This is a genomic window from Rheinheimera baltica (assembly GCF_030731985.1).
Classification (GTDB): domain Bacteria; phylum Pseudomonadota; class Gammaproteobacteria; order Enterobacterales; family Alteromonadaceae; genus Alishewanella; species Alishewanella baltica.
Genome location: NZ_JAPJDY010000011.1, coordinates 99,966 through 125,508, shown reverse-complemented (window position 1 = coordinate 125,508; position 25,543 = coordinate 99,966). Strand labels below are relative to the sequence as shown.

Annotated in this window: 25 protein-coding genes and 4 tRNA genes; 10 read left to right on the top strand and 19 right to left on the bottom strand. The window is 45.3% G+C overall.

What is annotated here, in order from left to right; all coding sequences use genetic code 11:
* Positions 1-116: 116 nt before the first annotated feature.
* From ORJ00_RS17600 to ORJ00_RS17575, 6 genes are all read right to left on the bottom strand, one after another.
* Positions 117-190, bottom strand: a tRNA-Cys gene (locus ORJ00_RS17600).
* Positions 191-219: 29 nt separating this feature from the next.
* Positions 220-295 (bottom strand) — tRNA-Gly (locus tag ORJ00_RS17595).
* A gap of 135 nt (positions 296-430) precedes the next feature.
* On the bottom strand, positions 431-985 hold the full coding sequence (pgsA, locus tag ORJ00_RS17590; RefSeq protein ID WP_027670151.1) for a CDP-diacylglycerol--glycerol-3-phosphate 3-phosphatidyltransferase: 555 nt from the start codon (positions 983-985) through the stop codon (positions 431-433).
* 33 nt (positions 986-1,018) lie between these two features.
* Complete coding sequence (uvrC, locus tag ORJ00_RS17585; RefSeq protein WP_306140457.1) at positions 1,019-2,836, bottom strand: excinuclease ABC subunit UvrC; 1,818 nt, start codon at positions 2,834-2,836, stop codon at positions 1,019-1,021.
* Positions 2,836-3,480: a UvrY/SirA/GacA family response regulator transcription factor gene (gene uvrY / locus ORJ00_RS17580; RefSeq protein ID WP_027670153.1), complete on the bottom strand. Its 645-nt coding sequence runs from the start codon at positions 3,478-3,480 to the stop codon at positions 2,836-2,838. Before uvrY ends, uvrC begins: the two co-directional genes overlap by 1 nt.
* A 208-nt stretch (positions 3,481-3,688) precedes the next feature.
* Positions 3,689-3,779, bottom strand: a tRNA-Ser gene (locus ORJ00_RS17575).
* A 162-nt stretch (positions 3,780-3,941) separates the two neighbouring features.
* Here ORJ00_RS17575 and ORJ00_RS17570 point away from each other — a divergent pair.
* From ORJ00_RS17570 to ORJ00_RS17550, 5 genes are all read left to right on the top strand, one after another.
* A complete protein-coding gene (locus tag ORJ00_RS17570; protein WP_027670154.1) occupies positions 3,942-4,610 on the top strand; it encodes a Bax inhibitor-1/YccA family protein in 669 nt (222 codons plus the stop codon).
* A gap of 74 nt (positions 4,611-4,684) precedes the next feature.
* Positions 4,685-5,047, top strand: a complete 363-nt coding sequence (tusD, locus tag ORJ00_RS17565; RefSeq protein WP_306140456.1) for a sulfurtransferase complex subunit TusD — start codon at positions 4,685-4,687, stop codon at positions 5,045-5,047.
* Entirely contained in the window at positions 5,047-5,403 is a 357-nt protein-coding gene (tusC, locus tag ORJ00_RS17560; protein WP_306140455.1) for a sulfurtransferase complex subunit TusC, read from the top strand. Before tusD ends, tusC begins: the two co-directional genes overlap by 1 nt.
* Before the next feature lies 1 nt (position 5,404).
* Positions 5,405-5,674, top strand: coding sequence for a DsrH/TusB family sulfur metabolism protein (locus ORJ00_RS17555; protein WP_027670157.1), 270 nt, complete (start codon positions 5,405-5,407; stop codon positions 5,672-5,674).
* Positions 5,662-5,997, top strand: a complete 336-nt coding sequence (locus ORJ00_RS17550) for a TusE/DsrC/DsvC family sulfur relay protein (RefSeq protein ID WP_084153467.1) — start codon at positions 5,662-5,664, stop codon at positions 5,995-5,997. Before ORJ00_RS17555 ends, ORJ00_RS17550 begins: the two co-directional genes overlap by 13 nt.
* A gap of 11 nt (positions 5,998-6,008) precedes the next feature.
* Here the strand turns inward: ORJ00_RS17550 and ORJ00_RS17545 are convergent, their stop codons facing one another.
* The 7 genes from ORJ00_RS17545 to lrp form a co-directional block, all read right to left on the bottom strand.
* Entirely contained in the window at positions 6,009-6,158 is a 150-nt protein-coding gene (locus tag ORJ00_RS17545) for a hypothetical protein (RefSeq protein WP_156885922.1), read from the bottom strand.
* Positions 6,159-6,232: 74 nt separating this feature from the next.
* Entirely contained in the window at positions 6,233-7,522 is a 1,290-nt protein-coding gene (gene serS / locus ORJ00_RS17540; protein ID WP_306125562.1) for a serine--tRNA ligase, read from the bottom strand.
* A 5-nt stretch (positions 7,523-7,527) separates the two neighbouring features.
* Positions 7,528-7,902, bottom strand: coding sequence for a fluoride efflux transporter CrcB (gene crcB, locus ORJ00_RS17535; RefSeq protein WP_027670160.1), 375 nt, complete (start codon positions 7,900-7,902; stop codon positions 7,528-7,530).
* Positions 7,896-9,242: a replication-associated recombination protein A gene (locus ORJ00_RS17530; protein ID WP_370304658.1), complete on the bottom strand. Its 1,347-nt coding sequence runs from the start codon at positions 9,240-9,242 to the stop codon at positions 7,896-7,898. Before ORJ00_RS17530 ends, crcB begins: the two co-directional genes overlap by 7 nt.
* 4 nt (positions 9,243-9,246) lie before the next feature.
* Positions 9,247-9,858 (bottom strand): outer membrane lipoprotein periplasmic chaperone LolA, encoded by a 612-nt coding sequence (gene lolA / locus ORJ00_RS17525; protein WP_306140454.1) that lies wholly within the window; start codon positions 9,856-9,858, stop codon positions 9,247-9,249.
* Positions 9,859-12,342 (bottom strand): DNA translocase FtsK, encoded by a 2,484-nt coding sequence (locus ORJ00_RS17520; protein ID WP_306140459.1) that lies wholly within the window; start codon positions 12,340-12,342, stop codon positions 9,859-9,861.
* A 119-nt stretch (positions 12,343-12,461) separates the two neighbouring features.
* The gene (gene lrp, locus ORJ00_RS17515; RefSeq protein ID WP_027670164.1) at positions 12,462-12,950 is read right to left on the bottom strand and encodes a leucine-responsive transcriptional regulator Lrp; all 489 of its coding nucleotides are present in this window, start codon (positions 12,948-12,950) and stop codon (positions 12,462-12,464) included.
* A gap of 148 nt (positions 12,951-13,098) precedes the next feature.
* On the opposite strand from lrp, the gene ald reads away from it, so the two are divergent.
* Positions 13,099-14,217, top strand: coding sequence for an alanine dehydrogenase (ald, locus tag ORJ00_RS17510; protein ID WP_027670165.1), 1,119 nt, complete (start codon positions 13,099-13,101; stop codon positions 14,215-14,217).
* Positions 14,218-14,527: 310 nt separating this feature from the next.
* A complete protein-coding gene (gene cspE / locus ORJ00_RS17505) occupies positions 14,528-14,737 on the top strand; it encodes a transcription antiterminator/RNA stability regulator CspE (protein WP_027670166.1) in 210 nt (69 codons plus the stop codon).
* Between the two features lie 98 nt (positions 14,738-14,835).
* Here the strand turns inward: cspE and ORJ00_RS17500 are convergent, their stop codons facing one another.
* From ORJ00_RS17500 to ORJ00_RS17485, 4 genes are all read right to left on the bottom strand, one after another.
* Complete coding sequence (locus ORJ00_RS17500) at positions 14,836-15,081, bottom strand: DUF2960 domain-containing protein (protein WP_027670167.1); 246 nt, start codon at positions 15,079-15,081, stop codon at positions 14,836-14,838.
* On the bottom strand, positions 15,065-15,940 hold the full coding sequence (locus ORJ00_RS17495) for an EamA family transporter (protein ID WP_306140453.1): 876 nt from the start codon (positions 15,938-15,940) through the stop codon (positions 15,065-15,067). The genes ORJ00_RS17500 and ORJ00_RS17495 overlap by 17 nt, the downstream gene beginning before the upstream one ends.
* Complete coding sequence (locus tag ORJ00_RS17490; RefSeq protein WP_306140452.1) at positions 15,937-17,061, bottom strand: 1-acyl-sn-glycerol-3-phosphate acyltransferase; 1,125 nt, start codon at positions 17,059-17,061, stop codon at positions 15,937-15,939. The genes ORJ00_RS17495 and ORJ00_RS17490 overlap by 4 nt, the downstream gene beginning before the upstream one ends.
* Positions 17,062-17,137: 76 nt before the next feature.
* Complete coding sequence (locus ORJ00_RS17485) at positions 17,138-18,010, bottom strand: DMT family transporter (RefSeq protein WP_306125558.1); 873 nt, start codon at positions 18,008-18,010, stop codon at positions 17,138-17,140.
* A 210-nt stretch (positions 18,011-18,220) separates the two neighbouring features.
* On the opposite strand from ORJ00_RS17485, the gene ORJ00_RS17480 reads away from it, so the two are divergent.
* From ORJ00_RS17480 to ORJ00_RS17470, 3 genes are all read left to right on the top strand, one after another.
* Positions 18,221-18,297: transfer RNA gene (locus ORJ00_RS17480), tRNA-Pro, on the top strand.
* 278 nt (positions 18,298-18,575) lie between these two features.
* Positions 18,576-19,412, top strand: a complete 837-nt coding sequence (locus ORJ00_RS17475; protein ID WP_306140451.1) for a type 2 periplasmic-binding domain-containing protein — start codon at positions 18,576-18,578, stop codon at positions 19,410-19,412.
* A 371-nt stretch (positions 19,413-19,783) separates the two neighbouring features.
* Entirely contained in the window at positions 19,784-21,010 is a 1,227-nt protein-coding gene (locus ORJ00_RS17470) for a trypsin-like serine protease (protein WP_306140450.1), read from the top strand.
* A 128-nt stretch (positions 21,011-21,138) separates the two neighbouring features.
* On the opposite strand, the gene prpF is transcribed toward ORJ00_RS17470, so the two are convergent.
* Both prpF and acnD read right to left on the bottom strand, forming a co-directional pair.
* Complete coding sequence (prpF, locus tag ORJ00_RS17465; protein WP_306140449.1) at positions 21,139-22,326, bottom strand: 2-methylaconitate cis-trans isomerase PrpF; 1,188 nt, start codon at positions 22,324-22,326, stop codon at positions 21,139-21,141.
* 292 nt (positions 22,327-22,618) lie between these two features.
* Complete coding sequence (gene acnD, locus ORJ00_RS17460) at positions 22,619-25,204, bottom strand: Fe/S-dependent 2-methylisocitrate dehydratase AcnD (protein WP_306140448.1); 2,586 nt, start codon at positions 25,202-25,204, stop codon at positions 22,619-22,621.
* Between the last annotated feature and the right edge of the window lie 339 nt (positions 25,205-25,543).

Below are 25,543 nucleotides of genomic sequence, written 5' to 3'. Positions count from 1 at the left end.
CGGACTTGAACCGGCACGCCCTTTCGAGCGAGGGATTTTAAATCCCTTGTGTCTACCGATTTCACCACCCGGGCAGACAACTTTTTACTACTTTAACCTAACAACGCATTGTGTGATGGAGGCGGGTCCCGGAGTCGAACCGAGGTGGACGGATTTGCAATCCGCTGCATGGCCACTCTGCCAACCCGCCATTCAAACAATTTTACTCTTTGAAAGAGTTGGAGCGAGTAACGAGGTTCGAACTCGTGACCTCGACCTTGGCAAGGTCGCGCTCTACCAGCTGAGCTATACTCGCGTTGTTATGGCCATGTGCCTTAACACGTGACGCATTCTACTGTTTTAATTCAGCCAGTCAATAATAAATTTTTGCTTTTATGACTGACTGATTAAAATTTGACTGAGTTGCGTTAATAATCAACAAAAACATCGCCTAGTGCACCAAATCTCGCCAGGCGGCACGCAAATAACTGTACATTGACCATAGTGTTAGCACGGTTGCAATGTATAACAACAGCATACCTGCAGGGGTAAACCAGCTTACAAACCAATGTTCGGGCCGCCAAATTAGTCCAATTAATGCCAGCATTTGTGCAATAGTCTTATATTTACCCAGATTTGATACTGCCACATTCGCGCGTTTCCCTAGCTCTGCCATCCATTCACGCAGCGCCGAAATGACAATTTCGCGACTTATCATAATAATGGCAGGAACCGTTACCCATAACGATAAACTATCAACGGCAATTAATACTAGGGCTACCGCCACCATGACTTTATCAGCCACAGGATCTAAAAAAGCACCAAAAGGCGTAGACTGCTGCAGCTTACGCGCCAGATAACCATCTAATGCATCTGTAATTGCTGCAAGCCAGAAGACAAAAGCGGCCCAAAATCGTGCATTCTCAACACCTGAGTAAAAACACACTATAAAAACCGGGATTAAAAACAGTCGGAACAGGGTTAACAGATTGGGAATATTCCACATCTTATTATTCTCTACAGCATCCATGTCGCTATGCTACTTGTTATGGCAGGCTTGGTAAATCTTTTCCGCCTGAGCCTTTGAAATACCCGGTACAGAGCTAAGTTCTGTAATGGATGCTCTCATTACGCCTTGCAGCCCACCCAAATATTGTAATAATGCTTGCCGGCGTTTTTCACCAATACCTTTCACTTGCTCAAGTGGGCTAATAACGAACGCCTTACCACGCTTGTTTCGATGACCGGTTATCGCAAAGCGATGTGCTTCGTCACGAATTTGTTGAATTAAATGTAGTGCTGGTGCATCTTCAGCTAAGTGAATACTGCGTCCGCTTTTGGCTAAAATCAACGTCTCCAAACCTGGCTTTCTGCTCGTGCCTTTAGCGACTCCAACCAAAATGGGATGTTTCTCGTGTGGCCAGTCTAAAAATTGCTCAATGGCAATGTTCAGCTGCCCTTGTCCACCATCAATAAAAATAATATCAGGTATTTTGTCGGTATCCTGCACTTTGCCGTAGCGTTTATTCAGGGCAAACGCCATAGCTGCATAGTCGTCACCTCCAGTAATACCGGTAACGTTATAACGCCGATATTCTGCTTTAAACGGTCCCTGGCCGTCAAACACGACACAAGAAGCAATTGTTGCCTGCCCCATGGTATGGCTTATGTCGAAGCATTCCATACGATTAATAGCGTTATCAAGCTGTAGCACCTGCTGCAATTGCTGATACCGCAATGCTGTTTTTTGTGCCTGCGATTGCTTATTATCACAAGATAGCTGGGCATTTTTCAGTGCAAGGCTAAGATATTTTGCCTTTTCACCTCGCTGGGCATAGGTAATACGAACTTTACGGCCAGCAATTTCGCTAATCGCTGCAGCAACAACATCTCCATCGGATAATGGATGCGACAATACAATTTCGCGTGGCATTTGCTGAGTACCATAACCATCTAGATAAAACTGCAAGATAAACGCAGTAAGAATTTCATCTTCTTCAGTATCAGCAGGCACTTTAGGAAAATACGCCTTACTGCCAAGGATTTTTTTATCACGGACAAAAAGTGCATGTACCGCAGCGACTCCATGTGAAAACACAAAGCCTATAACATCCATTTCGTCATGATCGCCACTGACGCTTTGCTGCTCCTGAACTTTTCGCAGCGCAATGATTTTATCCCGTAATTGCGCTGCTTGTTCAAACTGCAATTCTTCACTAGCCCGATTCATATCCTGCACCAGGTTATCTATCACCTGCTGATCTTTCCCAAGTAGAAATAAGCTTGCTAGTTTTACTTGCTGCTGATAGGCCTCATCAGTAATTTTGCCAACACAGGGCGCCGAACACAGCTTCAATTGATACTGCAGGCAAGGACGTGTTCTGGCGCGATAAAACCCGTCTTCACACTGGCGGATTGGAAAAATCTTCTGTAGCGTTTTTAAACTTTGCCAAACAGCCCCAGCGTTTGGATAGGGACCAAAGTACTGCCCCGCTGCTTTACATGACCCACGGTGTGAGCTAATTCTTGGATGTTTATGATCAGTTATTAAAATATAAGGATAGGATTTATCATCCCGAAGCAACACGTTGTAACGTGGCATAAATTGTTTGATAAGGTTATTTTCGAGGATAAGTGCTTCTGTTTCGCTGTGAGTCAAGGTGTATTCAACTTGCGCTATCTGGCTAACCAGCGAGCGGGTTTTAACACTATCGACGGTACGACGAAAATAACTACTTAACCTGTTGCGTAGGTCTTTAGCCTTGCCAACATAAATAACCTGCTCAGCGGCATTTACCATGCGGTAAACACCAGGCTGATGCGGTACAGTGGTTAAAAAGGTTCTGGAATCGAACATCAGGCTTTTGCGATGTCAATCATACCGTGTCGCAATGCCAAATGCGTTAGTTCGACATCACCACTAATAGCAAGCTTCTCAAACATACGATAACGATATGAATTAACCGTTTTCGCACTAACATTTAATTGATCCGCGATATCCGTAACTTTTTGTCCCTGCGTAATCATCATCATAATTTGCAGTTCACGGTCAGATAAATCATCAAAAGGGTTTTGACTAAGGTTATTTACCTTACTCAAGGCCATTTTTTGCGCAACTTCGTCAGAAATATGTCTCACACCGGTATAAACTTTGCGAATGGCTGACACCATTTCACGTGGCGGTGAGTTTTTAGAAATAAAACCTGCAGCGCCTAACTGCATAACTTTGGTTGGCACAGGCTCTTCACACGACACTGATAAAGCCAAAACTTTAATGTCTGGACAATAATGCAGTATACGCTTCGTCGCTGTCATGCCTCCCATACCTGGCATATTCATATCCATCAACACAACATCAGGTTCGTGTTGACGGCAAAATTGTAGTGCTTCTTCACCTGAGCCAGCTTCGCCAATCACCTTGATACCGCGCTCATCCATTAGAATGCGACTGATCCCAGTACGTACAAGCTCATGATCATCAACTAACAAGACGTTAATCAATTTAGCCTCTCCGCTTCACTGGATATTAGAATTATTATAATTGGTTAGCATAGCTGAGCAGAAACACTTTTGCTAAACAATTTGAGTCGGAACTAGTGGTTTTGACCAGTTCATGCAAAGTGTGCCAGAAAAGTTAATAATTTTAAACAAATGGATTTATTTTTTGCTTCGGAAATGACAAGTAAATTATTTGAAGGTGAGGTGTAAGTGGCGGAGGGAGAGAGATTCGAACTCTCGGTGGGCTATTAACCCACGCCGGTTTTCAAGACCGGTGCATTAAACCGCTCTGCCATCCCTCCGGCGACGCGTATATTAATCACTTAGGTTGAGAAAAGAAAGCATTAAATGCAAAAAAATCTCACCGTCACCAAATTCTTACTTCAACCACTGGTCTAGTGTGAACTATCTGCGTATTATAATGTCAGTTATATTAATAAACCTTTGTATTAGGAGAACAATTAATGTCATACAGAGAAACAACAACGATCAGTACTGCCGGACGCAGTGTTGAAATTAATAAAGTACTTCGTAACACCTATTTTTTATTGGCAATGACATTGGCTTTCAGCGCAGTTACAGCCGGCGTTGCAATGGCGCTAAATATGTCGCCAATGATGTCTATCGTCTTTTTTGTTGCAGGCTTTATCATGCTCTTTGTTGTTAACAAAAAAGCGGATTCAGCCAGTGGTATTTTTTGGGTTTTCGCCTTTACTGGCGCATTAGGCGCCTCGTTAGGCCCGATGCTAAATTATTATGCAGGTTTGGCAAACGGACCTTCTTTAATAATGCAAGCATTAGGCGGTACAGCACTAATCTTCTTCAGTCTGTCGGCTTATGCGCTAACTACACGTAAAGATTTCTCTTTCATGGGTGGTTTTTTAACAGTAGGCCTTATTGTAGTTTTAGTTGCTGCACTGGCGAATATCTTCCTTAACATTCCGGCCCTTAGCCTGACTATCAGCGCTGCCATTATTCTTATTATGTCAGCACTAATCCTGTTTGATACCAGCCGTATTATCAACGGTGGCGAAACTAATTACATCCGCGCTACAGTGAGCCTTTATTTAAATGTCTTCAACATTTTTGTAAATCTGCTGCAACTACTAGGCGTTTTTGGTGGTGATGATTAATAACGCTACTTTGCCTAGTGATGCTTATTAGTTAAAATGCCCCCACTTCGGGGCATTTTTTATTTGGGCGGCATATGACACGTTTTGGTTTATTAATCACTTCCAATAGCTACGCCAGCCAAAGTCTGGCTAGTGCATTGTTATTTGCCAAAACAGCTGTTGAGCATGGCCACCAGATTGACCATATCTTTTTATACCAAGAAGCAGTTTACTCTGCTGCGGCAAATATTGATTTGCCCGCCGATGAGCCAGATATTAGCGCCATGTTGGCCAGTTTCTGTCATCAGCACAGCATTCCATTGCTGTTTTGTATTACAGCTGCTGAAAAACGTGGTGTTGTAAGTGATACTTTGCCGGCCCGTAAAGGCTATATCGCAGCAGGCTTGGCAGAGTTTGCAATGCGACAGACAAATATAGATAAATTGGTACAATTTTAATGTGTAATTTACTGGTATTGCTGCGTTACAGCCCTTTTAACAATGCCCAAGGACGTGAAGCACTTGATCTTATATTAGCACTCGCTGCGGTCGATCATAACGTCAGTGTGCTATTTAGCGGCGATGCCGTATTCCAGCTACTACCAACCAAGGACCAGCCTGATTTTGCGTTAAAAGCGTACCCGCGCAGTTTTAAATTGTTTGAACTATACGATATTGACCAGGTGTATGTCTGCGAGCAATCATTGCGTGAGCGAGGCATTAAACAAAATCAACTAGTCACAGCCGCAAGGCCAGTGTCTGCAAATGACATCACTGTGTTATTGGCGGAACAACATCAGGTAATTAGCAGCTAAAATGAAACTCATTAGCATAATTTCACCAACAATTAATCTGGCCAACCTTGCTCAAGTTTGTGCAGTCACTGACGCAATCTTACTTCGACAAGATGCGGTATATTTGTGTCTACGCAACGACATCAGCTGGCCAACAACCCAACGCTATGCATTAGACAGCGATATATACGTTAGACATGTTTTAGTACCAGAAGATATTGTCGTAGTAACGGCAAAGCAGTGGCTCGAATTAACCATCAATGCTAAGCAAAACCTGTTATGGCAGAATTAATGATTGATAATGCAAATCTAGTGCTGGATAAACATGGTTATCTTGCTAATTTAACAGACTGGAACATACAAGTTGCCGAGCACTTTGCGTTATTAGAGCAAATTAACCTCACTGACGCTCATTGGGAAGTCGTGCATTTTGTACGTGATTTTTATCTCGAATTTAATACATCACCGGCAATGCGTATTTTGGTAAAAGCTATGGCACAAAAGTTGGGGGCGGAAAAAGGCAACAGTAAATATTTGTTTCAACTATTTCCACAAGGCCCGGCAAAGCAAGCTACACGAATTGCCGGCTTACCTAAGCCAGCAAAGTGCTTATAACGGAAAAAGTGCTACGTTGTGCTGCTGCGCATAATACCGACTATACCCTCCAGCGTAACAATAACAAAAACAGCAATAATGCCGATAACGATGGCCCAATAAATACTGCGCATCAACGGTGGATTGGTTTGCTTTATGCTTCTTTTACGCTTTGGTGCCATATGCTCACTCCGCATATACTCTACCTCAGTATAAGCAAAGCTATAGCCTGAGATAGAGTAGATATTTACACCACTTAACCTATACGAGCAACGCCACCCATATAGCTACGTAGCACCTGAGGTACTTCAATACTGCCATCTGCTTGTTGGTAGTTCTCTAATATTGCAACCAACGTACGCCCCACCGCTAAAGCAGAACCGTTTAAGGTATGGATCAACTCCGGCTTTTTCATATCAGTGCTGCGGTATCTCGCCTGCATACGTCGAGCTTGGAAATCGCCCATGTTACTGCAAGAAGAAATTTCACGATATGTATTCTGAGCTGGCAACCACACTTCAAGATCGAAGGTTTTGCTCGAACCAAAGCCCATATCTCCAGTACATAACAGCATGACCCGATAAGGTAAGCCTAATAACTGCAGCACTTTCTCTGCGTGACCGGTAAGCTCTTCCAGCGCTTGCATAGAATGCTCAGGCTGCACCAGCTGTACCAACTCTACCTTGTCAAACTGATGCTGGCGAATGAGTCCCCGGGTATCGCGACCATAAGAACCTGCTTCACTGCGAAAACATGGCGTGTGGGCGGTATATTTCACTGGAAGCTCAGACGCATCAAATATGGTATCCCGCGCCAAATTAGTTACGGGGACTTCTGCTGTGGGGATCAGGGCCATGCCCTGTCCTTCTTCCGTCGCCGGTTGTGTATGGAACAAGTCTGCGCCAAATTTGGGTAACTGGCCTGTGCCGTAAAGACTGGTATGATTTACAAGATAAGGTACATATAACTCTGTGTAACCATGTTCAGTGCTATGTAAATCCAGCATAAACTGCGTTAAAGCACGATGTAACCTAGCGATTTTGCCGCGCATCACGACAAAACGTGAACCTGCAATTTTTACTGCACTCTCGAAATCCAGGCCTTTATCTAACGCCTCACCCAATGCGACGTGATCTTTAACCTCAAATTCAAACTGGCGAGGCTCACCAAAACGGCGAACTTCAACATTTTCATTTTCATCTTTACCCAAAGGCACTGAGCTGTCTGCCAGGTTAGGCACAGTCAATGCAATTTGTTCAACCTCGGCTAGAACGGCGTCCAGCTGATGTTTCGCTGCATCTAATTGTGCCCCCAAGCCATCAACCTCAGCCAGTAACGGAGTAATATCTTCCCCGCGTCCTTTAGCCTGGCCTATTGCTTTGGACTTAGTATTACGCTGATTTTGCAACTCCTGCGTTGCAACTTGCAACTGACGGCGCTGCTCTTCCAACGCCGTTAAGCGTGAAACATCCAAAGTAAAACCACGCTGTGCCAAACGCGCGGCAGTTTCAGTTAATTCATTACGCAAAAATTTCGGATCTAACATAGTATTTACTTCATTGAACCCAGTTTAAGCCCTAACCAGGCAAGCGTTAAACATAACAACACATTTAATAATACGTTGGCGATTGCTTTAAGCCAGTCGCCTTGCTGTAACAGCAAGACAGTATCCAGCGAAAAAGTTGAAAACGTGGTGAAAGCGCCGATTAAACCAATAGTAACCAACGCTCGCCAGGGAGATACGGCTAGTACACCATTACTTAGCAGCGCATACAACAACCCCAGAACAAATGAGCCGAGAATATTAACCACCAACGTTCCAAAAGGGAATGCTTTACCAAAAACATTCAATGCCAACTCATTAGTGGCATAGCGTAAACACGCCCCTACTGCACCACCAATGGCAACAGCAACATAGGTCAACATTTTTTATCTCTTTGCTGCACACTATCCTGATCTAACTGTTTTAAATAGCGCAATTTCTCAGCAAGCTGCTTCTCCATACCTCGCTCTACCGGTTGGTAAAACTGTTGGTCAGCCAGCTCAGCGGGTAAATAACGTTCTCCTGCAGCATAAGCGCCGGGTTCATCGTGCGCATAACGATATCCCTCGCCAAAGCCTAGCTGCTTCATTAATGACGTTGGTGCATTACGTAAATGCAGCGGCACTTCGTATGCCGGGTGTTCTGCTACTATTTTTTTTATTTGATTAAACGCACTGTATACCGCATTACTTTTTGGTGCCAATGCCAGATACACTGCCGCTTGCGCTATGGCTCGCTCGCCCTCAGCTGGGCCAACACGTTCAAACGTGTCCCAGGCATTAAGCGCTAACGTCAACGCGCGAGGGTCAGCATTACCTATATCCTCACTAGCAATAGCGAGTAAGCGCCTGGCTACATATAGCGGATCGCCGCCACCGGCTAAAATTCGACAGTACCAATATAACGCCGCATCGGGATCAGAACCTCGCACCGACTTATGAAATGCAGAAATAAGGTCGTAAAACATATCCCCCTGGTTATCAAACCCGGGTAGCTGTTTAGGTACCAGATGCTTTAAAATCGCAAAATCAATCTGTTTAACATTATCGACAATACCGGCAAGCTCAACGGCCTGCTCAAGCAAATTAAGCAATTTACGCGCGTCACCTGCTGCCAACTGCAACAGTAACTGCTGTGCATCGGGCACAATAGTAAGATCGACATTACCCAGCCCACGCTCTTTATCAGTTATAGCTTGCGACAGTACTTGCTGTAAATCTTCATCAGCAAGCGGTTTAAGTACACACACCCTGGCACGTGACAAAATGGCATTATTTAGCGCAAAAGACGGGTTTTCGGTGGTTGCACCAATAAAAATAATAGTGCCATCTTCAATGAAGGGTAAAAACGCATCCTGTTGGCTTTTATTAAAGCGATGTACTTCATCAACAAATAACAAGGTGCGCTGCTGATATTGCTGCTGTCGCTGCTGTGCTTGTGTTATGGCGTCACGGATTTCTTTTATGCCACAGGTGACAGCAGATAGCTTAATGATTGATGCATCAGCTTGTTTAGCAATCACCTCTGCTAGTGTCGTTTTGCCGGTACCCGGCGGTCCCCAAAGAATTAGTGAAAATACCCGTCCGTCAGTAATGGCTTTTCTAAGCGCCGTGCCATCACCAACTAAATGTTGCTGGCCTGCATACTCAGCCAACGTTCTGGGTCGCATTCGTGCTGCCAACGGGCGAAAGTCATCAGCAAAATCTAACGGTAAAGAATTCACTCTGTTATCTCTGTCGCTGGTCATCGATATCGGTGAACTCTGGCGGCACAAACTTAAACAGACTGTCATCTATTTCATTATTTAATTGTACCAGGGTAAAATTGAACTCACTAAGCTGTTGGTTTATGTCCAGCACCTGCATGCGAGATAAGGCACCGGCCGAAAAACTCAAGGTAAGTTGCTGCACTGCGCTGGTATTATCTTTTGATGCAATAACAAACTGTTCGCCCTGTTCAGAAACAACATATTGCTGCCACAATTGTGGATCCGTTGATGTTAACAGCACAAAAGGCGTACGATTAACCTCGGTTGCGGCATCAAAAATCGTCAGCTGTTCTAACAATTCATTATAAAACCACAATGTTTCGCCATGACCAATAAAGACGTTAGGTTCAGGCTCAGTTGTTTCAAAACGGAATTTTGCCGGCTGCTTAAGCACCAACTGACCTTTGCCCTGTTGTAACAATTGCCGCTGAGCATCAAACACCTGCTGCTCAAAACTGGCAGAAAAAGTATTAATTGTTGCCAATTTACGCTGCAATGTCTGTTCGGCTGTTTGTGCCGACGCCAGACCTGATAAAAACATTAGCCCTACTGTAAAATACCGACGTAGCATTTAATATCCTTTTGGTGGCGCTGGCGCCATCACTTCACGGTTACCATTATGGCCTGGCCCAGTAACAATGCCGCTGTGCTCCATTTGTTCAACTAAACGCGCGGCACGGTTATAGCCAATACGGAATTTACGCTGTACACCCGATACTGATGCACGACGCGTTTCTGTTACAAAGGCAACGGCTTGATCGTATAACGGATCAGCTTCTCCATCATCACCTTCCAAAGTTTCGCCAGGTAGTAGATTCTCTTCCGTGGTTTCCCCGGTTAATATCTCAGGTATATAATTAGGCCGGCCGCGCTTTTTCCAATCTGCCACCACCGCATGCACTTCATGATCGTCAACAAAAGCACCGTGTACGCGGTTTGGAACGCCTGAACCCGGCGGTAAATAAAGCATATCACCCTGCCCCAACAGACTTTCCGCGCCTTGCTGATCCAAAATGGTACGAGAATCAATTTTTGACGATACCTGAAACGCAATACGGGTAGGAATATTGGCTTTAATTAAGCCAGTGATGACATCGACCGACGGCCTTTGTGTCGCCAGGATTAAGTGAATTCCTGCGGCCCTTGCCTTTTGTGCAATTCGGGCAATCAGCTCTTCTACTTTTTTACCAACAATCATCATCATGTCAGCAAACTCATCAATCACCACGACAATTGAAGGCAATTTCTCTAACAGGGGTTGTTCGGTACGCATATCATCTGATGGCCGCCATAACGGATCTTTTAACGGCATGCCCTCAGCAATCGCTTCTTTTACTTTAACGTTGTAGCCTTTAAGATTGCGCACCCCAAGCGCCGACATTAATTTATAACGCCGTTCCATCTCACCAACACACCAACGCAGACCATTCGCGGCATCTTTCATGTCAGTTACAACTTCGGTGAGTAAGTGTGGGATCCCCTCATAAATTGACAACTCAAGCATTTTAGGGTCGATCATTAAAAAGCGAACATCTTCAGGGGTTGATTTATATAACAAACTACAAATCATTACGTTAACCCCAACCGACTTACCCGAACCTGTGGTACCCGCGACCAATAAATGCGGCATTTTAGCCAAATCAGCCACCACAGATTTACCGGCAATGTCTTTGCCCAATACCATTGTAAGTGGCGATTTGGATTGTTCAAAAATTTCGTCGCCAATAACCTCTGACAACCGAACAATCTCACGATGTTGGTTCGGTAATTCCAAACCGATAAAAGATTTCCCCGGAATCACCTCAACCACACGCACGCTTATTGCCGACAAAGAACGCGCTAAATCTTTCGATAAACCGGTAATTTTACTTACCTTAACGCCCGGCGCTAAATCTAACTCAAACCGGGTGACTACCGGGCCGGGATGAACCCCTACCACGTTTGCTTCAACGTTAAAATCTAATAGTTTTGCTTCTACTAAACGAGACACCCGTTCTAAGTCTGCTGGGTCAATCGGGTTTTCGGCTTTATCCGGGCGATCTAGCAGCGCTAAAGACGGCAGTTCTTCTAATTGATGCGACACTTCTTCGCCGTCGTCTTCTTCGTCCGTAATTTCAGAGACCATAGGCTCGTAAGCAACATCTGCCGGTAAATCCAGTTGCTGTAATGTCTCACCAAAATACGCTGTTTCGGTTTCGTCAATAGCGCTAAATGACAAGTTCTCGTCTGCCAGTGTATCGACACTATAAAACGCTTTAGCATCGCGTTTAACATCCAAAGGCGTAATAGGCAGGGGCTCAACAGCAGGTTTTGACAATTGAGGTGTTTTTTTGTTGCTTGTCAGCGCAGGTGTTGGCTCAGCAGTAAAATTAGCTTCTTCCTCCTGATCATCAATATGCCCTGCGGTATTTTCTTCGGCAAAGGGGTCGTAATCATCTTTGCCGCGCTCGCGTAGACGTTGCGGCAAAGACATCACAAACTGCATTGCGGTAAAACAGGCCGCTCCTATCGCATCTGCCACAGTAAACCAGGATATACCTGTCAAAAATGTTAGTCCGGTAGCAAAACCGGATAACAGTAATAAAATAGTGCCTATAAAGTTAAAATACGGCAGCATGGCACCACTCACTACATCACCAATAACGCCACCCGACGAAAAATAAAATATATCGTTAAAATTCAAACTACTAATGGCTGTTGAAGTGATAAGCGTCAACACCAAACCTATAACGCGTAACCCTAAAATAAGATAATCAAGACTAAGTAAATCATGAAAGCGTTTAAATAAAAGATAACCGGTAATGGCTACTAACAAAGGCACTAAATAGGCAATCCAACCAAAACAAAACAACAGTAAATCAGCCAACCAGGCACCAATAGGCCCCGCATAATTATGGGTACTGGTTTGATAACCCGTTTGTGACCAGCTTGGATCTGCCGGGTCAAATGACAACAATGCCAGCAACAAAAATACACTAAGGCTGGAAAACACAATCAATCCAACTTCCAGCAACCGCTGCACACCGTTTAACGGAAAATACACTCTGTTTTGCAAATGCAAGGCCCTACCTATTGTCTTTATTTTTTATTCAAGCGCACCAAGGTTTAGTACTGCAGGCTAAGATACCAGAGACACTATAAAAGTGCATCCGTGAAGCGTGGCTGAACCCGTATTTAACTACTGATTGCAACAAAGGTAGTTTGCTTGACTTCTTCCATAACCACATAAGTACGGCTTTCCCGGACGCTGGGTAACCGAAGTAAGGTTTCACCAAGCAACTCACGATACGCTGCCATATTGGCTACCCTGGTTTTAAGTAAAAAATCAAAACTACCCGATACCAGATGGCACTCCTGAATTTGCTCCAGCTTTTCTACTGCTTTGCTAAATTCATCAAAATCTTCAGGGGAGGTTTTACTTAGCGTAATCTCTACAAACACCAAAAGCGCCGCCCCAACTTTTTGCGGATCAACCTGTGCGGTGTAGCCTAATATCACCCCTTCAGCTTCCAGTTTACGCACGCGTTCAAGACAGGGCGTAGGACTGAGCCCGACCCTGCGGGCAAGTTCAACATTAGCTAACCGACCGTCACGTTGTAATTCTAACAATATTTTGCGGTCAATACGGTCTAACTTCTTGATACTTTTACTTAAAGAATACATAGCAGTTTAAAAATTTGCTTTTTAAATTTAAACAGAATTAAACACTACAAGATAGCTATAAAACAAGCATTAATTCTATATAATTAGCAGTATACTGCGCATAAATGTTACCTCAGCCAACAATTACCTCAATATAGGGCATAAAACGATGATCATTGGCGTACCAAAAGAAATTAAAAACCACGAATACCGTGTTGGCATGACTCCAGCTAGCGTTCGTGAGCTGATAAATCATAAACATAGCGTACTGGTAGAAACCAATGCGGGTATGGGTATTGGTTTTACTGATGAAGACTATACTTCTGCCGGTGCTACAGTTTTAGCAACCGCAGCAGACGTATTTGCTCAGGCAGACATGATCGTTAAAGTAAAAGAGCCTCAAGCTGTTGAGCGTGCCATGTTGCGGGAAGGTCAGGTGCTGTTCACGTATTTACACCTGGCACCTGATTTACCGCAAACAGAAGATTTGATTAAATCAAAAGCCATTTGTATAGCGTATGAAACCGTTACCGACAATCGCGGTGGTTTACCACTACTGGCGCCAATGTCTGAAGTTGCCGGCCGTATGTCAATTCAAGCAGGCGCAAGGGCACTAGAGAAATCTTGTGCCGGCCGCGGCATGTTATTAGGTGGCGTACCGGGTGTAGCACCAGCAAAAGTTGTAGTTATCGGTGGTGGCATGGTGGGTACTAACGCCGCGCAAATGGCACTGGGTTTAGGAGCTGATGTTACGGTTCTGGATCGTAGTGTAGACGTATTGCGCCGCATCAACGCCCAATTTAACGGCGCGGTTAAAGCCATTTACTCTACTGCGGATGCGTTAGAGCAAGAAGTACTGGCAGCTGACTTAGTTATCGGTGGTGTATTAGTGCCGGGTGCAGCCGCGCCTAAACTGGTGACTAAAGACCATATTAAACGCATGAAGCCAGGTTCAGCTATTGTCGACGTTGCTATCGACCAGGGTGGATGTGTTGAAACATCAAAACCGACTACCCATGCTGACCCAACTTATATTGTCGACGAAGTAGTGCATTACTGCGTAGCTAACATGCCAGGCGCGGTGCCACGTACTTCTACCTTTGCATTAAACAACGCTACCCTGCCATTTATTATTCGTTTGGCTAATAAAGGTTACAAGCAAGCATTGTTAGATGATGTTCATCTGATGAATGGCCTGAACGTTATAAACGGCATGGTAACAAATGAAAGTGTGGCTGAAGCTTTAGGTTTCGCCTTTATTGCGCCGCAAACCGCATTAAATGCTTAATGCTCAATAATTAAGCAACAAGTCAAAAAGGCCGGATCTCCGGCCTTTTTTATTTTTTACGCTTTTTTATTGCCTAACAACGGTTTATTTGTGTTTTGCTATATACATTCCGTCCAGACCTGTTATAGTGCGTCTCGGCCTGTAAAGCAGACCTATGTAACAAAATGTTTATGAAAACTTCGCTACACAGCTTCATTGTAAGTCATGTCCTGAAGATTCACGCACGTTTGGCCGCATAAGTAAGGTAACAGTCAGGCTAAAAGCGCAATTAAGCGTCAATTAGTTTTATTTAAATTTTTAGGAGTCATTCATGGCTAAAGTAACTGGTGTAGTTAAGTGGTTCAACGCTGATAAAGGTTTCGGTTTCATTACTCAAGATAACGGCGGCGCTGACGCATTCGTTCACTTCCGTGCGATCCAGACTGAAGGCTACAAAACCTTAAACGAAGGTCAACGTGTAGCGTTCGAAATCGAACAAGGCCAAAAAGGCCCACAAGCTGCTAACGTTACAGTTCTGTAATTTAAGCACTTGCTAAAAAAAGGACACTTAAGTGTCCTTTTTTATTGCCTGCGATTTAATACAGCAAATTAGCCAGAGGTAACGCTCCTGCTCTGCGTTTACTTTTCTTCCCGCACAAAGGCGATATCGGCAAAGCCCATGCGGGCAAATTCTTGTTGACGATAATTCTTCACCGCTGCTCCGCGTTTAGCTGTCATTGCCACTTGTTGCTCCATGGCAAGAAAAGCAGCTAAATCTATGCCTTCTGCCGCGGCGACCGCCTCGTACATATCATGATGCTTGTCATAGCTAAAATTGATGACCTTACGCTGTTTTTTAAAAGTATAACTAACTTGTCTTGCCATCTTTTTCTCCAGAATCGTCAACTTGCCGCGGCGGTTGGCATAACCAGCAAGATATGACTAATAATAATGAACCCAGTGCAATGCTCAGTAAGTTTTCACTGCGATTCCACACAACAATATTAACTACTAAACCCGCAGGGATCAGCATATTGTTCATTACGGCCAACACGCCGCTGCTTACTTGCGTCGCCCCTTTATTCCACCAAAAATAACCACCACCTGATGCCACCAGACCTAACCACAATAGCACGCCCCATTGCTCGGCAGTTGCCGGATACTTCGGCCCTCCAAGCCAAACCCAGGCCGGTAAAGCCACAATTAACGCACCAAGGTAAAACCAAGCAAATAATTGATGTTGCCTTATTGCTTTGATGTGTTTTGACATTAATAATTTATAGCCCACCTGACCGACAGCAAAACACAGATTGGCGCCCTGAACTAGTGCGAAGCCAAGCCAATAGTCCTCACTTAATCTGTGATAACGCATAATTGCAGCGGCCAGCACGGCAACTATTGCTGCCAACAAAAATTGATATTGGAAGCGGCGCTGCATCAGGTCATACAATAGGGTGATATAAACTGGCGTAAATATGGTGAAAATAAGCACTTCTGGCACGCTCAACAACAAAAAAGCCTGATAATAAAATAAATACATCAGCCCTAACTGCACAGCACCTAACGTCAGCAATTTGATTACTAAGGGCCAAGGCTGTGCCCTTAAGAACGGCAGAAACACGCAACATGCCAGCACAACGCGGATTAACACCGCTAAATAGGCATCAACCTGACCGGCCAGATAGACTCCAATCAAACTAAACGAGAACGCCCACAACAACGTTACGCCGACCAAATACCTCAATGCGATGCTTTCTCTAGCTGGAGCTGTTTAACTAAAGGCGCAGCATACAAATCACTCATCATGGATATCGCGTCTTTGGGCACCCCTTGCAACCGCTGCTGCCATTGCTCAGCCACTTTTTCATCAATGCTATTGTGTTGTTGCCCCGCTGCTAAATAATTTACCGGAAACAAGCGATATTGTTGCCAAATTTGTTTATCAATAGCCTGTGCCAATTGCTCTGGTTCTGATGGAGCCTGTTGCAGAGGTTGCGAAAAGGCAACATGAACACGGCCCTTATAGCCAACAATGCCTTTTATAATACTGTCGATATCTTCAAATTCAGCTTTTTGGTAGTTCCCTGCCACGCGTTTTTGCCACAGCTCTGATATTTTACTTACATCACAGGGGTCGTATTCGTAAGATAGGCACACCGGCACAATATTCAGACTTTGCATAAAACTGGCAAAATCTTCACCACGTTTTTTACCTTCCATGTAAAACATTTTCAGAATTGCCGGGTCAGTTGCATCATTGCCATCTTTCGCCCGTCCTTCTTTTTGTGCAATCCAAATAGACTGACACTGCTCCAGCGAATGTTTAATATACCCCGACAATTGTGAAAAATTTTTAAGCATTTCACGCGGGCCTTTCGCGCCCCGCTTTACAATAAAACTTTTATTCAGTTTCATCAGCTCAGTCGCGCAAGCTTTTCGCAGCAAGTTATCGCCGATAGCAATACGTACAGTATCAAAGCCATTGTGGTGCAAGCACCAGTTAACCAATGCCGGGTCCATGGCAATGTCTCGATGGTTAGATATAAATAAATAGGCTTTACCCGGTGTTAAATGCTCAAGACCCGATACCGTCACTTTATTGGTGGTTTTATCGATCATCCGGTCCATAAAACCAGCAACTTGTCGTTGTACCGCCTGAACAGTTTTAATCTTTGACCAGCGCCTTGTAAGGGCAAACTTAATAAATGGCGATAACAGCCAGCCAAAACGGCCGGATAAATGCGGAAAGCGATAATGCAAAATCGCCTTGATGAACTCATCGTCGGCAATTAAGCGTGCAATTGCCGGAGCCACTTCATTATCGTTATAAGGCCGAATGTCGGCGTATATATCTATATCAGACACAAGTTTCACTGTATGGGTAAAGGCAAAGAGCGGTCATTTTACTGAGTTAGCGAAAATTCTCCAGCTCTGTATGTAATTAAGCCCACATTACCGCTATTGCTGCCAACACAATCAACAACAAACCCCAATGATCTGTTTTTTGTAATTTTTCTTTAAAAATAAAGGCCGAAATCAGTAACATGAACAACACTTCAACCTGTCCTAAAGTTTTTACCAAGGCTACCGACTCCAGGCTCATTGCCGTAAACCAGCCAATCGAGCCTACACAACTGCAAACGCTAACCAACAGAGTTAACTTTGGTCGCTGCCAAAGAGCAACCAGTGTTGCACGGTCTTTTATACTTAACCACAGCACTAGCAAAACGGTTTGCAGCATAATAACCAGTATGAGCACCCAGGCCGCCCCATGCGGAAAAGGCAAGCCAAGTACCAAACTCGCTTGACGCACCCACAGTGAGGTTAACGCAAACGCCAAACCACTTGCCAACCCCAATAATAACACCGGCCAAGAAAAGGTTTTTATGCTGGCCCCACTGAGTAAGAACACAGCCACTGCGCCAAGCGCGACACCACACCAACCAAGTAAACTTAGTGTTTCGCTAAATAACAATACACCTAGTATTGCGGCTAATATCGCCTCACTTTTCACCAAGCCGGCTCCGATGGCATAGTTTTTTAACTTAAATAGCCTAACCATTAGGGCCGTTGCCAGTATTTGCGCCAAGGCTGCCGCGACAATAAAACAAAAAAAAGTCAGGTTAAACGTTGGCAGTTCAACAGGTTGCCAATGATACAATTGCCATAAATACAATGCAGCTAAAGGCGACGCCCAAATAAAACGGGCCAGCGTGACACCCGTCACACTGACATCTTTGCTAAGTTGTTTTTGAAACGCATTGCGCCAAGCCTGCATAAAGGCTGCTAGCAAGGTAAAGGGGATCCACAGCACGTCAAACACTCACGGAAATATAAGAATTCCATATTAACAAAGGTAAAGACGTATAGATAGCCAGCCGATGGTAGCAATAAGATATCTATAGTGGGTACTTTGAAACGTAACAGCTTTGTCAATCAGCACAAATGCAACTGGTGAAAATTACCGCAGTCAGCGAATAGAGCATTGCTTTCTGACGGGGAATCATTATGATACGCCCTAAGTCGGTACGTAGCGCAGCTTGGTAGCGCACTTCGCTGGGGGTGAAGGGGTCGGAGGTTCGAATCCTCTCGTACCGACCAATAATTTCAAAAATGCTCGCGGCTGCGAGTTTTTTCATTTTTACGTTTTAATAACGTAAACTCATCTGGTAACGGTAAAATTTCCAGCCCTAGCTACCAACATCTAAACACGTCTAAGTATGGTTGCAACGCGACTTTGTGTCACATTTGTAATTACAACAGTGACACGTTAACCTAGCGACATAAAGCCTAGCGCTAACCTCTCACTTTCTAATTAATCATTAGCAAATCAGTGGGAGTAACATAAAAGATGGCATTAAAAAGGTGCTACGTTATCAATGGTTAATATCGGTTTTTTCTGCCACAGTAACTTCACCATACTACTCGTTGGTCTGGCTTTAATTTGCCCACTTTCGCAAGCTGATGTGCTTAAATTTCAAGATGAAGCTGTCGCAACACAACAACTAATACTGCGATTTTGCTACGAAGACAAACAATTGTTGCCTTACTATGCTGGCAATGGTGCAATCATACCCGCTGACGCACCGGGTGCGACGATAGAGCATCTACAAAAAGTAGCAAATAATGTGGGAATTACGCTTGAGCTGGTGCGTCAACCCTGGTTGCGTTGCCTGCAACAGCTAGAAAACAATGAAGCTGATGCCCTTGTCGCAGCCTATGAGGCGGACAGAGCACATTTTACTGTTTTTCCTCAAGGTACAAATAACGAAGCCGACAGTAGGTATGCAATAAACCAGCTAGGTTTGTGTTTAGCATATCGGTTTGATAACCCACTACCTGAAAAAATTCGGGCTCGAGAACAAGAAATCACCCTGGCTCGTCCTCTGGGGTATCGTCCAATCCCTTTTCCAGCCAATACCGTACTAGTGCCAGCACATTCACCGGCTCATGCACTTGATCTGGTAATCGAAGGTAGAGTAGACACCACGACAGTGCTATGTCAGCTCAATGGCATTGACGCCAGAGAACGTCACTTAACTATGACGCCACTGCAAATACTCTATCCACCATTGCATGTTAGTTATGGTTATTTAATGGTAAGCCAGCAATTTTATCGACACCACCGGCAGATAACAGAGCAACTCTGGCAAGAGCTACCGAAGATGTTAGATAAAGCACGCTATATACAATATTTAAAGTACCCTGATCTTTAGGAATTGCTTGCCGCAAACAGCATAAAATCATAATAGCACCACATCAGATAAATGAATTGTTAGTGTCAACCATTCATTGCCTCGGCTAGTAACTCTTCGAACACACTTTGTGCCTCGCTTGTGACATTGATCAATTTCTTCTGCATTAGCTACATCTGACAAGTCGCTTAAATGTGTCATGTTTTTTTACACAAATTGCAGTCATTGTTCACTTAGAATCATCAACCACATGATTAAGTTCTATTTTTTATTCTGGTATGGCACTTGCTCTGGAACTTTAACTAAATCCATTTAATAAAAGCTAACGCACAGAGAATTAACATATAAAGAATTAAATTGCCCAATAACAACTATCAGAAGAGATCATAAACATGTCTACAAGAAAAATATTTGCTTCAGCAGCAGTAACACTTGTAATTAGTATGAGTGCCGTGTTTTCTTCACATGCAAGCTTAATTGTAAGCGGTGGTAGTGATGCTTTCAGTTGGACCGCACGCAGTTTATTGACTGGTGCGGCAGAGGGTGGTACCGGCTCACCGTCAAATCTTTTGGGAAACTCGATTTATCATCCCTCATATCCCGCATATAGTGGCGTTGTAGGCATGTTGATGGATTATGGCGATGGTGAACGTTTTGTTTGTTCGGGCACCTTAATGAATGATCGCAGGTCAATTTTAACCGCTGCTCATTGCGTCTCCGGCGGTGCCGGCACAGCGAACCCCTTGTCGACAACTATCTCGTTCCAGCCTGACGGTGGCCTTTCACCTGATGAACGCATATATGCAACTCAGCCAGATGTGGTAAGAATTGAGGTTACCGACTACTTCGTTAATGAAAATTACTCCGGTGAAGTTATTGATCAAAACGACGTTGCCGTTCTTCGCTTAGCTGAAGAAGCTCCGGCGTGGGCTATCTCGCATGACATATATACCGAGGGTGATCTTACAGGACTAGATTTTAACGTGGCAGGCTATGGCTTAAGAGGCGACGGCAACGGCTTAAATAGCTTAAATAGAACTGGCTATTTACGTGAAGGTGACAACATGTATGACTTCGCGTGGGGCAATGAACTATTTAATGGTTTTTTTACAAATCGAGATACTGATGGTGAATTTGCTGGGCAAAACTTTTTTGGGTTTGCCGATGTTGAATTTTCATATTTGTCAGATTTCGATAACGGTTTAGCAATTAATGATACAGCGGGCAGAATCGCCAGTGCCCTTGGCTTAGGTGGCATATTTGACGATGTAGGCTTAGGTGATCGTGAAGTAGGCGTAGCTGGTGGAGACTCAGGCGGCCCTAATTTTATTAATGGTTTAATATCAGGCATTAACAGTTACGGATTAAGTTTTGGTACTAACTTTGGCGATATCGGCGGCGGCCTGAATTCTAGTTTTGGAGAATTCAGTGGGTATGTTCCTACTTTCATTCATGCTGATTTTATCCGTGCCGCTATGGTAAATGTGCCCGTGGTAGCAGTGTCAGAACCAAGCATGCTTGCCTTAATGAGCTTAGGCTTGTTTTCGATTGGTGCCTCTGCGCGCCGTCGCAAAACAGGTTCGTCCACACAGCGGTCTATCAATGGTGGTAAGAACTAAACTGAAACAGCGGAGAATATTATCTGCTCCATGGTAAATATCTGAGTATTGTTATCTCGAATTAAGCTAAGTAAGGGCATTTTGCCCTTACTTAGGAGCAATACGGTGTTTGAACCCAATTGCAAAAACTAGAAACAATCACCTGGTACCCGAACAACACCTTCCATCAGTACACGCGCACTGCGGCTCATAATCGCTTTGGTTACTGTCCACTGCCCGTTTATCTTTGTTGCGGCTGCGCCTACCCGCAAAGTGCCGGATGGATGACCAAAGCTTACGGCTTCACGATCAACACCACCCGCGGCCAAATGTACTAAGGTGCCGGGTATGGCGGCTGCAGTGCCAATGGCCACCGCTGCTGTACCCATCATGGCGTGATGCAATTTACCCATCGACAGCGCCCGTACCAGTATGTCTATATCCTTGGTATTTACCTGCTTACCACTTGACGATACATAGCTTTGCGGCGGTGCAACAAACGCAATTTTAGGCGTATGCGCGCGTTCGGCTGCTTCACTAATGTCGGTGATTAGCCCCATTTTTACTGCACCATAGGCACGAATGGTTTCAAACCGGCAAAGTGCAGCGGCATCGCCATTAATCGCGTCTTGCAGTTCGGTACCGCTGTAGCCAATATCTGCAGCATTAACAAAAATGGTTGGGATACCCGCATTAATCATCGTGGCTTTAAAGGTGCCTATGCCTGGCACTTCAAGCGAGTCTACCAGGTTACCGGTAGGAAACATGGCACCACCGCCCTCGCCTTCATCAGCGGCGGGGTCTAAAAACTCAATTTGCACTTCTGCTGCAGGAAAAGTAACGCCATCCAACTCAAACTCGCCGGTTTCCTGAACTTCGCCGTTAGTCATGGGTACATGGGCAATAATGGTTTTGTTGATATTGGCCTGCCAGATGCGCACAGTACAAATACCGTTTTGCGGGATGCGATCTGGTGCCACTAAACCATTGCTGATAGCGAAAGAGCCAACCGCTGCGGTTAAATTGCCGCAGTTGCCGCTCCAGTCGATAAAAGGTTTATCAATAGCAACCTGACCAAACAGGTAGTCAACGTCGTGTTCTGCTTTACTGCTTTTGCTTAAAATCACCGTTTTACTGGTGCTAGACGTAGCCCCGCCCATGCCGTCGGTGTGTTTACCGTAAGGGTCAGGGCTACCAATAACCCGTAGCAGCAGCATGTCACGGGCTTTACCCGGTGTTTGTGCCGATATTGGTAAGTCGTCCAGGTTAAAAAACACGCCCTTACTGGTGCCGCCACGCATGTAGGTGGCCGGGATTTTTATTTGTGGTGAGCTCATAGTGGTTACCCAATGAAGTCTATATATTTGTGTGGAGTACGAGTCGACAACCCTTTTTGGCTCGTCGCAGCAACTCGCTCGCGTTTGCACGCTCGCTCAGACACTCTGCGCCGACAAAACAGGGTATCGACTCTTCTTGCTTGAACCAAACGCTCTGCTTGCGAAGATTAGAACCTCTGAAATGTTGTCACAGAGTGTCTGAGCCCTGCCGAAGGCATAAGGGCGAGTTGCTGTGACAAGCAGTTCAGAGCGTTGTAATCACAGCAATTACTGCATACTGTTTATACAACAGTTAAACAGTACCCTGCAAAAAGTCCTGCGCAAAACGCTGCAACACACCACCGGCTTCGTAAATAGACACCTCTTCGGCGGTATCTAACCGGCAGGTTACCGGCACGTTCAAGCTTTCGCCGTTACTGCGGTGTATTACCAACGTTAAGGTCGCGCGCGGTGTGCGCTCCCCTACAACATCGTAGGTTTCAGTGCCATCCAGGCCCAGCGTAATACGGGTAGTGCCCGGCTGAAACTCCAGCGGCAGCACGCCCATACCAATTAAGTTGGTACGGTGAATACGCTCAAAACCTTCTGCAGCAATAGCTTCAACACCGGCTAATCGCACGCCTTTGGCGGCCCAATCGCGTGACGAGCCTTGGCCGTAATCGGCACCAGCGACAATAATCAGCGGCTGCTTACGCTGCATATAGGTTTCAATGGCTTCCCACATGCGGGTAACCTTACCCTCTGGTTCTATCCGTGCTAACGAGCCCTGCTTAACCTTGCCATCAACAATGGCCATTTCGTTAATCAACTTAGGGTTAGCAAAGGTTGCGCGCTGCGCGGTAAGGTGATCCCCCCGGTGCGTGGCGTACGAGTTAAAATCTTCTTCTGGCAAGCCCATTTTGTGCAAGTATTCACCCGCTGCGCTGTCTAACATAATCGCGTTTGACGGAGATAAATGGTCGGTAGTAATGTTGTCTGGCAACAGTGCCAGCGGGCGCATACCTTTTAATGGCCGCTCACCTGCTAGTGCCCCTTCCCAATAAGGTGGGCGACGGATATACGTACTTTGTGGCCGCCAGTCATACAACGGTGTAACCTTGTCACCGTAGTCCACTTCAACGGCAAACATCGGCTCGTAAACTTTACGGAACTGCTCTGGTTTAACACTGGCTTTTACTACCGCATCAATTTCAGCATCGCTTGGCCAAATGTCTTTTAACGTAATGGCTTTGCCATCAAAGTAACCCAGCACGTCTTTTTCAATATCAAACCTAATGCTACCAGCAATGGCGTACGCTACCACTAACGCGGGTGACGCTAAAAACGCCTGTTTAGCATAAGGGTGAATACGACCATCAAAGTTTCGGTTACCCGATAATACGGCCGTAGCGTATAAATCACGCTCTATCACTTCTTGCTGAATTTTCGGATCCAGTGCGCCACTCATGCCATTACAGGTGGTACAGGCAAAACCGACAATACCAAAACCCAACTGCTCCAGCTCATTTAGTAAATGACCTTCTTCTAAATACAGTTGCACGGCTTTAGAGCCAGGTGCCAATGAGGTTTTCACCCAAGGCTTACGCGTTAACCCCAGTTTATTAGCATTTCGTGCTAACAAGCCAGCTGCAATAACATTACGTGGATTAGAGGTATTGGTACAGCTGGTAATAGCAGCAATAATGACCGCACCATCCGGCATTTTGCCTTCTTCAACGTCATACTTAGCGGCAATGCCTTTAGCGGTTAAGTCGCTGGTAGACAAACGCGCGTGCGGGTTAGACGGCCCGGCCATAGTGCGGCCAACGCTGGACAAGTCAAACGTTAACACCCGCTCGTACTCGGCCGTTTTTAAACTGTCGCTCCAAAGGCCAGCAGTTTTGGCATAGGTTTCTACCAATTTAACTTGTTCCGGCTCGCGACCGGTTAGGGTTAAATAATCCAGCGTTTGCTGATCAATACTAAACATGGCTGCTGTGGCACCATATTCTGGCGTCATGTTAGAAATAGTAGCCCGGTCACCCAAACTTAAACTGTCGGCACCTTCGCCATAAAATTCTAAATAACTGGAGACTACTTTTTGTTTGCGCAAAAACTCGGTTAACGCCAATACAATGTCGGTAGCCATAATACCAGGCTGCGCTTTACCGGTTAGCTGTACGCCAATAATATCTGGTAAGCGCATCCAGCTGGCACGGCCCAGCATTACGCTTTCGGCTTCTAAACCGCCCACACCTATGGCAATAACGCCTAACGCATCTACATGCGGCGTATGGCTGTCCGTGCCCACTAAGGTATCCGGAAAGGCTACACCATCTTTGGCGTGAATAACCGGCGACATACGCTCTAAATTAATCTGGTGCATAATGCCGTTACCCGGCGGTATAACATCAACGTTTTTGAAGGCTTTTTTGGTCCAGTTAATAAAGTGGAAACGATCGTCGTTGCGTCGGTCTTCAATTGCGCGGTTTTTATCAAACGCGTTAGCTTCAAAGCCAGCGTGCTCTACCGCTAATGAGTGATCAACAATTAACTGGGTAGGCACCACCGGGTTAACTTTGGCCGGATCGCCACCTTTTTCGGCAATGGCGTCACGCAAACCCGCTAAGTCTACCAAAGCAGTTTGGCCTAATATGTCATGGCACACCACGCGGGCCGGAAACCACGGAAAGTCTAGATCGCGCTTGCGATAAATAAACTGTTTTAATGCCTCGGTTAGCATCGCCGGATCGCAGCGTCGTACCAAGTTTTCGGCATGCACGCGCGAGGTATAAGGTAGTTTGGCGTATGCGCCGGGCTCTATTGCATCTACCGCGGCCTGGGTGTCGAAGTAATCCAGGTTAGTGCCGGGCAGTTTTTTACGGTATTGGCTGTTCATTGTAATTACCTGTTTGTCTTGGTTATAACCAGACTAAGGCTTAACGCACAAACCCGCTTGACCACGCCAACACGCCGTAAACCCTTCCCTGGGGGCTCGTCTCAGCCCGTCCGGGGCTTCAACGGTTGGATTAGATCAAGCCGATATGGCTTTATCACCTGAAGCTGAACTGTCTATTTATCTGCAGCAATGTGAGGTTGGAACCCCGCTAGCGCAGCCACAGAGTGTCTGAGTCCTACCGTAGGCATGGGCGACAAATTCGTCTGGAACGAATTTGAACAGCCTTCGGCTGGCCTCTGGCGCAGGACAGGAAAGTCCTGCGTAATTGCTGTGGCGAGC

Coding starts and splice junctions, on each gene's coding strand:
- ORJ00_RS17555 (WP_027670157.1), top strand. CDS start 5,405: ATGAAACTCATTAGCATAATTTCACCAACAATTAATCTGGCCAACCTT.
- tusD (WP_306140456.1), top strand. CDS start 4,685: ATGACACGTTTTGGTTTATTAATCACTTCCAATAGCTACGCCAGCCAA.
- lrp (WP_027670164.1), bottom strand. CDS start 12,950: ATGTATTCTTTAAGTAAAAGTATCAAGAAGTTAGACCGTATTGACCGC.
- ORJ00_RS17500 (WP_027670167.1), bottom strand. CDS start 15,081: ATGGCAAGACAAGTTAGTTATACTTTTAAAAAACAGCGTAAGGTCATC.
- ORJ00_RS17475 (WP_306140451.1), top strand. CDS start 18,576: ATGGTTAATATCGGTTTTTTCTGCCACAGTAACTTCACCATACTACTC.
- pgsA (WP_027670151.1), bottom strand. CDS start 985: ATGTGGAATATTCCCAATCTGTTAACCCTGTTCCGACTGTTTTTAATC.
- serS (WP_306125562.1), bottom strand. CDS start 7,522: ATGTTAGATCCGAAATTTTTGCGTAATGAATTAACTGAAACTGCCGCG.
- crcB (WP_027670160.1), bottom strand. CDS start 7,902: ATGTTGACCTATGTTGCTGTTGCCATTGGTGGTGCAGTAGGGGCGTGT.
- uvrC (WP_306140457.1), bottom strand. CDS start 2,836: ATGTTCGATTCCAGAACCTTTTTAACCACTGTACCGCATCAGCCTGGT.
- tusC (WP_306140455.1), top strand. CDS start 5,047: ATGTGTAATTTACTGGTATTGCTGCGTTACAGCCCTTTTAACAATGCC.
- ORJ00_RS17470 (WP_306140450.1), top strand. CDS start 19,784: ATGTCTACAAGAAAAATATTTGCTTCAGCAGCAGTAACACTTGTAATT.
- lolA (WP_306140454.1), bottom strand. CDS start 9,858: ATGCTACGTCGGTATTTTACAGTAGGGCTAATGTTTTTATCAGGTCTG.
- ald (WP_027670165.1), top strand. CDS start 13,099: ATGATCATTGGCGTACCAAAAGAAATTAAAAACCACGAATACCGTGTT.
- acnD (WP_306140448.1), bottom strand. CDS start 25,204: ATGAACAGCCAATACCGTAAAAAACTGCCCGGCACTAACCTGGATTAC.
- cspE (WP_027670166.1), top strand. CDS start 14,528: ATGGCTAAAGTAACTGGTGTAGTTAAGTGGTTCAACGCTGATAAAGGT.
- ORJ00_RS17550 (WP_084153467.1), top strand. CDS start 5,662: ATGGCAGAATTAATGATTGATAATGCAAATCTAGTGCTGGATAAACAT.
- ORJ00_RS17545 (WP_156885922.1), bottom strand. CDS start 6,158: ATGGCACCAAAGCGTAAAAGAAGCATAAAGCAAACCAATCCACCGTTG.
- ORJ00_RS17570 (WP_027670154.1), top strand. CDS start 3,942: ATGTCATACAGAGAAACAACAACGATCAGTACTGCCGGACGCAGTGTT.
- prpF (WP_306140449.1), bottom strand. CDS start 22,326: ATGAGCTCACCACAAATAAAAATCCCGGCCACCTACATGCGTGGCGGC.